Here is an 11,231-nt window from a genome sequence, read left to right on the forward strand (position 1 = left end):
GAGGAAAAGCTATTATGAGTAAAAGTAGCTCGTTTAAACTTATTAGTTCTACTTCTAGCCGACCTCAAAATTCAGAGAATAAAAATATAATAGACTATTCAGAGGTAATAGGAGACCATAAAAGAATTATTGAACATTACTTAATTTCAAAGAAGCTCAGAAACCACTCTCCAACAACGATTAAAGGTTCGTTAAGTGTACTTAGAAGGTTCTTTGATATAGTCGGAAAACCTTGCTGGGAAATAACAATTACGGATGTAAATGACTATCATAGTGGCTTAATTGATGCTGGTCTTTCTCACTCTACAAGAAGAGGTTATCTTAATAACATTACTAATTTCTACAACTTCTTTATCGATCATCCAGAGATTCCACAAAATTCTCTTGAACTACAAGCTGGAAAACCACTTGAAAGAGCTGACATTAAGTATAATGTTAAACTCATACATCCTGTAGACAAGTGGTTTGTTCAAAAACATGTAACCGATGATATAGCAGTGAAAACTTCAATTCCCTCCAAAGATAACATGCGTAATTTTTTTAAAACTTTACGAAATAGTGCATCCAATTCTGTCAAACCTCTTGTTATTAATAGAGATTATGCAATGTTTCGATTGATGTACCACACTGGACTTCGATTAAGCGAACTAATGATGCTTGATATTAAAGACATTAGTTTTGAAAGAGGAACTATACATGTTCGCTACGGAAAGGGCTCTAACGGTTCTGGCAAAAGAGAGAGGTGGGTACCGGGTTCTTTATATAGTCTTGAAAGTGTTCTTTCGATTTATTTAAAACAAGTAAGACCCCATTTCTTAAATGCAGAAAAAGAGAAAGCTCTCTTTTTATCCGAACATGGAAAACGCATTAGTACGACTACCATCAAAAATAGACTTATTGAAGCTCTACAAAAATGTGAACAAGAAAAAGTATTTATCCCTCACTTTACTTGTCATGATTTTAGAAGAGCATTTGCAACACATTTTTACGAGGAAAATCCGACTAAGATAGAAGCCATTAGGCACATACTTGGACACTCGCTTCTAGGAACTACACAACGTTATTTAAAACCAAGCAAAGAATTTCTGAAAGAACAGCTTGATGAAGTTACTAATGGGAATTTCAATAAAATAATAGGAGATATCAACAATGATTAAATGGCACCTAAGACAAGTCATGGCAGAGAAAGGTATATGGACAGGTCAAGAGCTTTTGAATGCTCTAGAAAAAAAAGCAGGAATAATAATTTCACATACTGCAGCCATGCAGTTAATAAAGCAAAAACCTAAAGCTATACGCTTTCAAACGCTAGATGCTTTATGCGAAGCATTAGACTGTAATCCTTGGGATTTAATTGAATACAAACCAAATCAACAAAGCAAACAAGATGAACAAGTTGCAGGAGGAAGTTCTGGTGCTATCAGACCTTATGCTAGAAAGTCAAAAACAGATGAAACATCCAAAAATAATCTATATCCAGAAGAGGATTTTTAGGAGGAGAAATGGATGAGTAAGTGCTTAAATTGCATTATTTGTGGAAAAAGTTTAAAACGCTATGGTAGACTTTGCAGAACCTGCGAAACAGACAAACTAATGATAAAGAAATACAGCCTTTTCAAAGAAAGGTTCGCAGCCTCTACAAATCCACAACATTCTTTCCTGTATAAGTTCATGTTATACCTAGATTCAGTTTATGGTTACCAAAAGCGTGAAATAGCGACTAGAATACAATCGATTCTAAGTTGTTTGAAAGATGAAGAAAATCCGCTAAAACTAAAAAATACCTGGAAATTAAGCTACCTCGTGGAACTTGATATTTATAGACAGCCTTTATCCGCAGCCAAGAGAACAGCAATATACCACCTTATAGAATTCTTAAAAGAAGAGTTTCAATTAAAAGACGAGTGGAACGAGACTCTAATTTTAAAAACAGTTGAAGAAATCCCTGCAAAATTTAAAAACATCACACGCGATTACTTATACTTCTTAAAAGAGAAAAGGAAATTAAAATATTGGACAAGATATCAAATATGTTTTAACTTAAAGTATTTTTTTGTATTTATTCATGAAATAGATGTTTCAAGCCTTATCCAAATTCAACGAACCCATACTATTGAATATTTAACTTACCTCAAACAGAAAAATTCGCAAAAAACCGTTTATACACGCTCCCGAGAATTAGATTCTTTTTTTAAGTGGGCATACGACAATAAAAAAGTATTCTTCAACCCTATGAATAACTTAAATATAAATTACTTCCACCAGACATCTGAGGCATTAACGACTGAAGATCAAAAGAAATTGATTTCACAGTGGTTACATCCTGATTGCGACCCCTTAGAAGCTTCTATTGGTTTATTAGCATTAGTTTATGCATGTTCACCTTTAGAAATCTCCAGAATAAAATTAGAAGATTTAAGTTCAAACCAAATTAATTTTTCCAATCGTTCTATTCAAATTGAAATTCCTGTTAAAATCACTACAGTTCTAAACCGATACTTAGAATGGAGAGAATACTCTATTAAAGGGGCCAACTGTGATTATCTATTTGTAACAAGGCGCTCATACAAATTAAATAAACCCGTTAGCTCTGCATTTATTTTAAGCAAACTTCATTCCTATAACATCAGCACTAGAGCACTTAGAGCAACTAGATTAATTAATATCGCTCAAACAGGAAATGTCAAAATTCTTGAAGGGTTAGGGCTATCTTATGAAGGAACAAGACCTTACCTAAAATTTGCATCACACAAAATAATGATAAATGACGAGATCAATAATTGATTAAATATATTTAATTGGAGGATAATCATGTATATATCTAAAGTTCACATTGAAAATTTCAGGAATTTCAGCGATTTTACAGTCGATTTAAACAAAGGTCTTTCCATAATAATAGGGGAGAATAATGTTGGAAAATCAAATTTTTTAGAGTGCATAAATCTGATTTTTAATCGGAATTACTCATTATCAAAAAGGATACTTCAGCAAGAGGATTTTTGGAGTGGCTTAATTATTGAGAAGAGATGGCCAGAAATAAAAATAGAAGTTATCTTACAAGGAATTGAGTCAGAAAACGAACTTAGTGTAACAAGTAAATGGTTAACAAGGAACCCAGGTGAAGCAAAACTCACTTATAAATATAGACCAAAAGCAAATATCTCAGAAAATCCACCTCAACAAGCTAAATCGGTTAATCAACTTAGACTCCCCTTGGAAGAATACGAATGGGTTATTTACGGTGGTGAGATAGAAACTGCAGATGCTTTTGATTTTAATATGCTATCTAAATTTGGAATTGAATATGTTGGGGCTCTTAGAGATGCCACATTGGAATTAAAAAAATCTTCCGGTCAGTTACAACAAATATTGAAGAAATCTGACATCTCCGAAAAAGAAGCATCGCAAATCTCTAAAAAATTAGAAGATCTCAATGAAGTAATTATTAAGGGCAAAGGAATTCAAAAAATACAAAAAAGTATCAATAATTACCTAGAAAGATTGACCGGCACTACTAGACAAGAAATTAAAATATTGATGGGGGAAAATGATTATAATTCACTACTTAAAGACTTAAAAGTACTAATAGGATCAATTGGAGAAAATCCACACTCGGTTAATATTAATGGATTAGGCTATAATAATTTGTTATACATAAGTTTACTTCTAACTAAATTCTCTAATATAAAAGAATTAAACAAAAGTTACGACTATCAATTTCCTATATTAATTGTAGAAGAACCAGAAGCTCATCTCCATACACATTTACAAAAATTTTTATCTAAGTATTTTTTTGAACAAGAGGTTGTTGGTCAGGTATTTATGACCACACACTCTACCCATGTAAGTTCACATGCGGACTTAGACAGTTTAGTCGTATTTTATAAATCTTCTGGACGTAATTTATCCAAGCGTGTAGGTACACTATTTGATACAAATATCAAAAAGGAAAAAGAATACAAACTGCACTTGAAACGTTGGTTAGATGCTACTAAATCTGATATTTTCTTCGGTAAAAAGGTTTTATTAGTCGAAGGAATTGCAGAAAGATTGTTAATACCAAAGTTTTTCTCTATGATTTATAGTGAAAAGGCTGATAATTTAGAGTGGGAGAATACACTAGAGAGTGAAGGTATCTCTGTTATATCTGTAGACGGCGTGACCTTTCGTCCTTTTTTGCAATTATTTAATACTAACGGTCTTAATATGAAATGCGCTGTCTTAACAGATAGTGATCCTGAGGCAGTCCCATTAACAAATGATAAAGGCGAGGAAGTTAAGGATAAGGACGGAAAAACGATTAAAATAAGTGTTTATCCTTCAAGTGAAAAAGAAAGAACATTATGTTCTAGAACGGAAAAATTAAAAGAGGACTTTACGGAAAACAAAAATGTATATATTTCTTACAACCTTAAAACATTTGAGTATGATTTAATTTTGGAAGATAATAAACAATTTTTTCTTGATTTGATTGAACAATATCAAATAGGGACAAGTGAAGAACGTGCTCAAATAACAAATTTAAACCTTAAAGAATTTGCTAAAGTTGCTTATGATATTATCTCCAAAGAGAAGGGGCAATTTGCTCAGTATATTCTTGATGAATTAAATAATGGAAAACACTTAAATATCCCTTCTTATATTGAGAGTGCATTTGAATTTCTCATGAAGGAGGACGAAACTGATGATAATTGATAACGATACCTACAGAAAAAAAATTGCACAAAGCGCTTTAGATACCTCCATAATTGTGCAAGCAGGACCCGGAAGTGGAAAAACAACGTTACTGGTCGAAAGATTAAAATATATAATTGAAAATCGTAGACACTCTCATAGTGGTATCGCATGCATCACTTATACAAATGTAGCAAAAGATGAGATTATCACAAGGCTACAAAAAGAAAATTATATACAACCAAAAGAGTTATTTATTGGCACCATACATTCTTTTTTGCATGAAAACTTAATAAAGCCCTACTCTCACTTAATCAATCGAACTAACCAACCTTTTAGAGTAACTACTAATGGTTTCGCAAGAGGCTTAAAAAACGAAATAGCGAGTATTTTAAATAGATCTCCATTTAAATTATCAGAAGGTGATTTCCGAAATTTTGAGAGTCTAGGTTATGATGAAAATGGAAAGCCGTGCTGCTATAGAAGTAGAGTATCTGCTCAAAATGCTTCGAAATGGAAAAGTATTTTGCATGAGAAAGGGTTAATTGACCAACAAGATGTCATTTATCTATCTTACAAAATTTTAAATGAATTTGAGCATATAAAGAAAGCGTTTAGCTCTCGCTTCCCAAATATGTTAATCGATGAATATCAAGATGTTACTTATTTTCAAGAGAAAATATTTGAATCATTAGAATCCACTTCATTTTTTTGTGTAGGTGATTATAATCAATCGATTTTTAGTTTTACTGGGGCAGAACCCAAAATATTCAATTCGAATAAGAACAATAAAAAATTCAAGAAATACGACTTATTAAATAATTTCCGCAGTACACGCAATATAGTTGAGTTTTCAAATTTAAAATCAGATCTTATTCAAAATGTTTTTAACACCTATACTTCAACAGATAAGGCAGTTGTCTTTTTTAAAGACATTAAGGATTTTGACGGAGCAATTCGTATGTTTCAACAGGAAAGGCTGAAAATTACAACTAATCAACAGTACAAGCCTTATTTAATACTTACTAGATATAACAAAAATTTAAAGGAAATTAAACAGATAGTCCAAGACAAAAATAATATAGAAGGGAATTCATTTTTAGAAAAATTAAAGAAAAATCATTATAGACGCTACTTAATCCTTAAGAATTTGTTGATAGCCATAGCTTATAAAAAAAGACATGACTTAAATAAAGCTATGGATCATATTTCGGAAAGTTTAAGCTACCTTATGTTTAATTCACATCCAGCATATGTAAGCTTATCTGAAATTAAGTATGATGCTTTTATGTGGAAAAAATTAAATGTTTTTGTTTTGCATTTTTTAACTAATCCTGAGATAGAGAATTTAAATCCTAATAATTTATTTGAAACTCTAAAAACATTTTTAGTCAACCAATCTATTGAAGTATTTAAATTGAGAATAGGAAGAAAGTTAAAAATGTTAGATTATGACTGGAATGGCCAGAAAAGAACGGTCTCAAAAATAAAAATTAGCGATTTAATAAATGATATTGTGAATGAACATGAACTTTCAAAGCATCAAGAAAACATTTATAGTATTCACTCAGCAAAAGGTATGGAAGCTGAATGTGTATTGGTAATAGCCGAAACAACAAAACAAATAAAAGAATGGCTGAACCATAATAATACGTCTGAAGAAGCAAGAGTAGGCTATGTAGCATTCACTCGAGCAAGAAAGCTACTATGTATATGGTCTCCAAACTTAAAAGAAACTGAATTTGAAAGATTTGATAATGTTCAGTTTATATAATAGGTTTAAGGTTTAGAGCTTTTTCTAAACCTTAAACAGCAAAACAGCCCAAGTAATAGTGATTTTCAATACAACCAAAACTTAAACTTGGGCTTTTTTAGTTTACATAATATATATTCTAGGAAGTAATCAATTTTAAAGAAATTACGTCTCAATAACAAAGTATACTTAAGTCAGTGAGACGGAATAAAAAAATGTTCTGAGCTTCAGCAAGTCTTATTAAGAAACTTTAAAATGGCGATGTCAACCCATAATAAACGGCTTCCAGCTCTTCTAATGTCATATCACCGTATGCGCATTTGATCACCGAATCAGCAAACTCATCATAATCGTAATCACTGGTAAAACCTTGCTGCAGAAGTTTTTCATAGGCTTCAATCTGTTCTTTTTGGTTTTGGATATCTTTTTCCTTATTTGGATAGTCCGGTCCGTTAACCAGGTCGTTGTTTTGTTTGAATAGCAACATATACTGTTTCAATGTTTCGTCCACAGCTTACACCTCCTTGTTCTGCTGCTTATTAGATAATGAAAACGGACACCAATTGTGATGTCCGTCAATACAGTAACTATTTGGGTTCAGTTCCCCAAATTAGTTTTCCGTTATTATATAATGTGATTTTTTTTGTATCTTTAAACGTATTTGACTGAGAAAAAGAATAATCCCCGGTTTGTGAATAATTGCCCCAATCCTCATTGTGAAGACGAATTTGGATTTCTCCAGTGCTTGCTCCCGGTGACAGTGTCCCGTTTTTAAACCTAAGTTCCAGATAGGCATCTGCACCTTTTACAGGTTTTTGTAATGTCACAAACTTGTGCGTCACATTGCTGCATCCGATCTTCGCGTAGTCACAGTCGAAGTTTTGGCCTTTGTTTTTCGTGTTATACCAGTAGCGGACAGTTACATTTTTTAAATTAACGGTGGTCTTGCTGTTGTTTTTCACATGGATCTGAGGACGGATTTGGTTGCTGTCACACTCCCATCCCCTGTTCTGTATTGCAGAGAGAGGCTGTTTTCCTGTACGGGTTTATCTTGCTTTGGTGTCTCAGATCTGTCTTCAGCCGAATGTTGGGAGCCACGGATCTTTTCCCTTACAAATGTCCCTGAAGCGGATAAATCTGATGACGGCCAGCCGCCTGTTTTAGATGCCCCCGGCTTTAAAGCTGAGGAAGATTCCTGCTTATCAGAAAGGTTCCAGTTTACCCAGCTGATTTTCTTGCTGTCGAGATAATTCAGCCATTCCCTCGACTGGTCAAGGAAGACCCCGCCATTTCCGGAAGCGTCACTCGTCCCCCATTCCGTTACAAAAATCGGCGCTCCTTTGCTGAGCGCATAATCGGCTTTATCCCTTAAATACTGGCCGTGTGTACCGGCATAAAAATGAAGCGCGTACATGACGTTTGCATCCTTAAGCTGATCATCCGCAGCATCATTGACATCCTGACTCCAAGTGCCAGTCCCGGTAATAATGATGTTATCCGGGTCATTTTTACGGATAACGGAAATCACTTCCTCCGCATACGGTTTGATATCGCGCTTCCAATTTACATCACCGTTCGGTTCATTAGCAATTTCATAAATAACGTTTGGTGTGCTTCCGTAAAGGCTGGACATTTCCTTAAAGAATTCCTTCGCCTTCTCTTTATTTTGATTTGGATTGCCGTCATTTAAAATATGCCAGTCAATGATGACATATATCCCGAGCTCTTTTGCCGCTTCAACAGCTTCTTTAACTTTATTTTTCACAGACGGATTCTCTATATAACCGCCTTCAGCCGTGTACATTGCCGCTCGGAAGACGGTAATTCCCCAATCGTCTCTTAGCCATTTTAAAGAGTCTTTATTGACATAATCGCCGAACCACTGCAAACCGTGTGAGCTGATCCCCTTCAGCTGCACCGATTTTCCGTTTTGATTGACTAGCTGAGTACCTTTAATGCTAAGCTGGCCATTAAGGGCTACAGGCGTTTTCGCCCCTGCTGCAGATGCTTCTGGTGCCGCGACACCGCTAATTGTTAATACTGTCATTACTAAACATGCGATAAAGATAGAGACTGAACGTTTCATATAGCATTCTCTCCTCCTCCAAATAATCATGTAAAACGTATGCCTATTAGCTGCCGCACTCCCTCCCTTTCGTTTTTTAAACACGGACTCATTGTAAAAATCTTTCTTATGTTTGTCTATCAACCTAATTTCTTGTTTTTAGGCGGCTTAAAAGCCTGTCTATTGACTCTTTTTGTGTTGTTTTGTATACAGCTGATACATGTGTATCAGGGATAAAAGTGTTTGATCAGGACTTTGCACGTTATTTTTTAATGAAATCAAAAGATTCCGCTTTTTTTCGGCAAATAAAAAGCTGCATTCAAATCATTGAATGCAGCCGTTCTTTATCATTTATGCTTCTTGTTTCTCTTCTTCCCAAGTTTCAGCGTGTTTCAGCCCTGGGATATTTTTAGCTTTAAACACAGGATCAAGTCCTTGTTTGCGCTGTTTCGCGTAATCTTTATAGACTTTGTATGCTACGTTTGACAGCAGCGTGATTACAACTAAGTTAATCAGCGCCATAATCCCCATAAAGAGATCTGCCATGTCCCAAACAATTTGGAAACCGGCTACACATCCAAAGACAACCATAGCAATAACCGCAATACGGTAAATGTTCAGCCATGTTTTACTTGTTTTAATGAATTCAATGTTTGTCTCGCCATAATAGTAGTTTCCGACAACTGAGCTGAAAGCGAATAAAAACATTGCGACGGCTATAAAACTAGGTGCCCATCCTCCAATATGGTGGTTCAGAGCAGCCTGTGTGACTTGGATGCCGTCACCTTTTGGTGTTAGACTGTACAGCAAAATAATAAACGCTGTGGACGTACATACGATAAATGTATCGAAAAACACGCCTAATGTCTGGATAAAGCCTTGCTTTGCCGGATGCGAAACATGAGCTGTCGCAGCAGCGTTTGGCGCGCTACCCATTCCTGCTTCGTTAGAGAAAAGTCCGCGCTGTGCACCGATGACGATGATCGCTCCTATTCCTCCGCCGACAACCTGTTCAAATCCCAAAGCATTTTTGACAATTGTCGCAATAACGCTTGGGAATGCAGAAATATTGGTGAATACAACATATAGAGCTATGAGAATATAAAGACCAGCCATAACCGGAACAATCAATTGTGTCACTGCAACTACACGTTTTAAACCCCCGAAAATAATAAAAGCCGTTAAAGCAGCAAGAACAATAGCTACAACTATCTTGTTCACATGAAATGCGCCATCTAACGCTCCTGCAATTGTATTGGATTGAACAGCGTTAAAGATTAAACCGAATGATACGGTAATTAAGACAGCGAATACGATGCCGAGCCATCTGACTCCAAGACCTTTTTGAATATAGTAGGCCGGTCCACCGCGGAAATCGTTTCCGTCCTTCACTTTATAAAGCTGTGCCAACGTACTCTCAACAAAGCTTGAAGCCATACCTACAGCAGCTACAACCCACATCCAAAATACAGCGCCCGGTCCGCCTGTCGCAATTGCTAAGGCAACACCAGTCAAATTTCCTGTACCGACTCGGGATGCGGCAGAAATAAAGAATGCCTGCATAGAAGAAACACCTTTATTTCCATCAGGTTTCTCTCCTACTATTCTGAACATTTCAATAAAATAACGAAATTGGATAAAACCAAAACGAAGTGTAAAAAATAATCCAAGTCCTATTAAAATATAAAATAAATATTTCCAGATAAAATCACTTGGAATATTAATCAAACTGTTGAAAAAAGACTCCATATTTACCTCCCGTTTTCATCAATTCATAAAAAATTTAAATTTGATGTTAGATTTTTTAACATATCGAGTCTTATTATATCACATTATGTCGAATTAGGAAGTTTTTTCGGGAAGAATATTGTTCTAGATTGAAGTTACTCCTTCGGTCTCCCTCTCTATTATTTTTCTATGAATAAAAAATTTCTTAAAATAAGCTTGTAAATAAGAGTCCTCTCTTGCCTGACATTTTCTGTTTCCTTTGATTCCAAAAGTAATAAATTCTAAACAACCAACATATCTTTTAAAATGTGTTTTTATTCACACCTTAGACCGGGTATACATACACTAATAAAAGAAATTTCTCTTTCAAAAATAAGCAAAAAGATATATACTTAACAAAGTGAAATTTATTTTTAAATTTAATAAATCAGGTTTACTTTCAGCATGGATTAGGGTATTATTATAAAAATATTCAGTAATATTAAAAGGGGGGAGATCATTTGAAAAAAGTAACGATACTGAAAGCGTCCATCTTATTTTTGGCGATTGCCAGTTTTCATTTGTTCTCAATTCCCCACGCCTTTGATATCGGCCATCATTATAAAGCCGTAGCCGACCAGCAGGAAATGCATGAGATGAAAGCCGGCCAAAATGCTGATGATGAGAAGAAATCCATCACAGGAGCATTTGCGCTGACTGCTTTATGGGCAATGGCTGTTCTGCTTCTGACCGCCGAAAGCAAAAGTACGGGATACTCCCGCAGGCGCCAGCGGAAAAAAAGCTTTATACTGGCCAAATTTTATCAATCGTCTTATTTCGACAAACTTCATGTTCAACATCACCCGAATATATAACGAAAATATGAGGAGGCTGTTAACATGTTGTTTATCTTAAGAATGGTGATTTTAGGCTTATTCTCTTTCACAGCGCTGAACTTATTTGTATGGCAAGGGATTGAAGTCATTCATGCCGTGACAGACTTATTCACCAGCCATGAAAGCTGATGAAAAA

At 35.0% G+C, this 11,231-nt stretch carries 9 protein-coding genes and 1 pseudogene; 7 read left to right on the forward strand and 3 right to left on the reverse strand.

The genetic code is table 11. The annotated features are described in order from the left end of the window. Positions 1–14 precede the first annotated feature (14 nt). From LJF29_RS05420 to LJF29_RS05440, 5 genes are read left to right on the forward strand one after another with little or no spacing between them, the layout of a single operon-like run. A complete protein-coding gene (locus LJF29_RS05420) occupies positions 15–1,157 on the forward strand; it encodes a tyrosine-type recombinase/integrase (RefSeq protein WP_229147423.1) in 1,143 nt (380 codons plus the stop codon). After that, positions 1,150–1,494: a helix-turn-helix domain-containing protein gene (locus LJF29_RS05425; protein WP_229147424.1), complete on the forward strand. Its 345-nt coding sequence runs from the start codon at positions 1,150–1,152 to the stop codon at positions 1,492–1,494. The genes LJF29_RS05420 and LJF29_RS05425 overlap by 8 nt, the downstream gene beginning before the upstream one ends. A gap of 12 nt (positions 1,495–1,506) precedes the next feature. Continuing rightward, on the forward strand, positions 1,507–2,784 hold the full coding sequence (locus tag LJF29_RS05430; protein ID WP_229147426.1) for a hypothetical protein: 1,278 nt from the start codon (positions 1,507–1,509) through the stop codon (positions 2,782–2,784). A 27-nt stretch (positions 2,785–2,811) separates the two neighbouring features. Then, the gene (locus tag LJF29_RS05435) at positions 2,812–4,695 is read left to right on the forward strand and encodes an ATP-dependent nuclease (protein WP_229147427.1); all 1,884 of its coding nucleotides are present in this window, start codon (positions 2,812–2,814) and stop codon (positions 4,693–4,695) included. Continuing rightward, positions 4,685–6,448 (forward strand): ATP-dependent helicase, encoded by a 1,764-nt coding sequence (locus tag LJF29_RS05440; RefSeq protein ID WP_229147429.1) that lies wholly within the window; start codon positions 4,685–4,687, stop codon positions 6,446–6,448. The genes LJF29_RS05435 and LJF29_RS05440 overlap by 11 nt, the downstream gene beginning before the upstream one ends. 229 nt (positions 6,449–6,677) lie before the next feature. On the opposite strand, the gene LJF29_RS05445 is transcribed toward LJF29_RS05440, so the two are convergent. The 3 genes and pseudogenes from LJF29_RS05445 to LJF29_RS05455 form a co-directional block, all read right to left on the reverse strand. Beyond that, the gene (locus LJF29_RS05445) at positions 6,678–6,938 is read right to left on the reverse strand and encodes a YnfE family protein (protein WP_168747957.1); all 261 of its coding nucleotides are present in this window, start codon (positions 6,936–6,938) and stop codon (positions 6,678–6,680) included. A 76-nt stretch (positions 6,939–7,014) separates the two neighbouring features. Further along, a pseudogene (locus tag LJF29_RS05450) lies at positions 7,015–8,513 on the reverse strand (cellulase family glycosylhydrolase). A 330-nt stretch (positions 8,514–8,843) separates the two neighbouring features. Next, entirely contained in the window at positions 8,844–10,241 is a 1,398-nt protein-coding gene (locus LJF29_RS05455) for an alanine/glycine:cation symporter family protein (protein ID WP_168747955.1), read from the reverse strand. A gap of 479 nt (positions 10,242–10,720) precedes the next feature. Here LJF29_RS05455 and LJF29_RS05460 point away from each other — a divergent pair, with 479 nt between their 5' ends. Both LJF29_RS05460 and LJF29_RS21165 read left to right on the forward strand, forming a co-directional pair. Continuing rightward, a complete protein-coding gene (locus tag LJF29_RS05460; protein WP_229147432.1) occupies positions 10,721–11,074 on the forward strand; it encodes a hypothetical protein in 354 nt (117 codons plus the stop codon). A gap of 24 nt (positions 11,075–11,098) precedes the next feature. Then, positions 11,099–11,224, forward strand: a complete 126-nt coding sequence (locus tag LJF29_RS21165; RefSeq protein ID WP_010334426.1) for a hypothetical protein — start codon at positions 11,099–11,101, stop codon at positions 11,222–11,224. Positions 11,225–11,231: the final 7 nt, after the last annotated feature.

This window comes from Bacillus sp. LBG-1-113 (genome assembly GCF_020708615.1).
GTDB lineage: Bacteria > Bacillota > Bacilli > Bacillales > Bacillaceae > Bacillus > Bacillus mojavensis.

Coding starts and splice junctions, on each gene's coding strand:
- LJF29_RS05420 (WP_229147423.1), top strand. CDS start 15: ATGAGTAAAAGTAGCTCGTTTAAACTTATTAGTTCTACTTCTAGCCGA.
- LJF29_RS21165 (WP_010334426.1), top strand. CDS start 11,099: ATGTTGTTTATCTTAAGAATGGTGATTTTAGGCTTATTCTCTTTCACA.
- LJF29_RS05440 (WP_229147429.1), top strand. CDS start 4,685: ATGATAATTGATAACGATACCTACAGAAAAAAAATTGCACAAAGCGCT.
- LJF29_RS05435 (WP_229147427.1), top strand. CDS start 2,812: ATGTATATATCTAAAGTTCACATTGAAAATTTCAGGAATTTCAGCGAT.
- LJF29_RS05430 (WP_229147426.1), top strand. CDS start 1,507: ATGAGTAAGTGCTTAAATTGCATTATTTGTGGAAAAAGTTTAAAACGC.
- LJF29_RS05455 (WP_168747955.1), bottom strand. CDS start 10,241: ATGGAGTCTTTTTTCAACAGTTTGATTAATATTCCAAGTGATTTTATC.
- LJF29_RS05425 (WP_229147424.1), top strand. CDS start 1,150: ATGATTAAATGGCACCTAAGACAAGTCATGGCAGAGAAAGGTATATGG.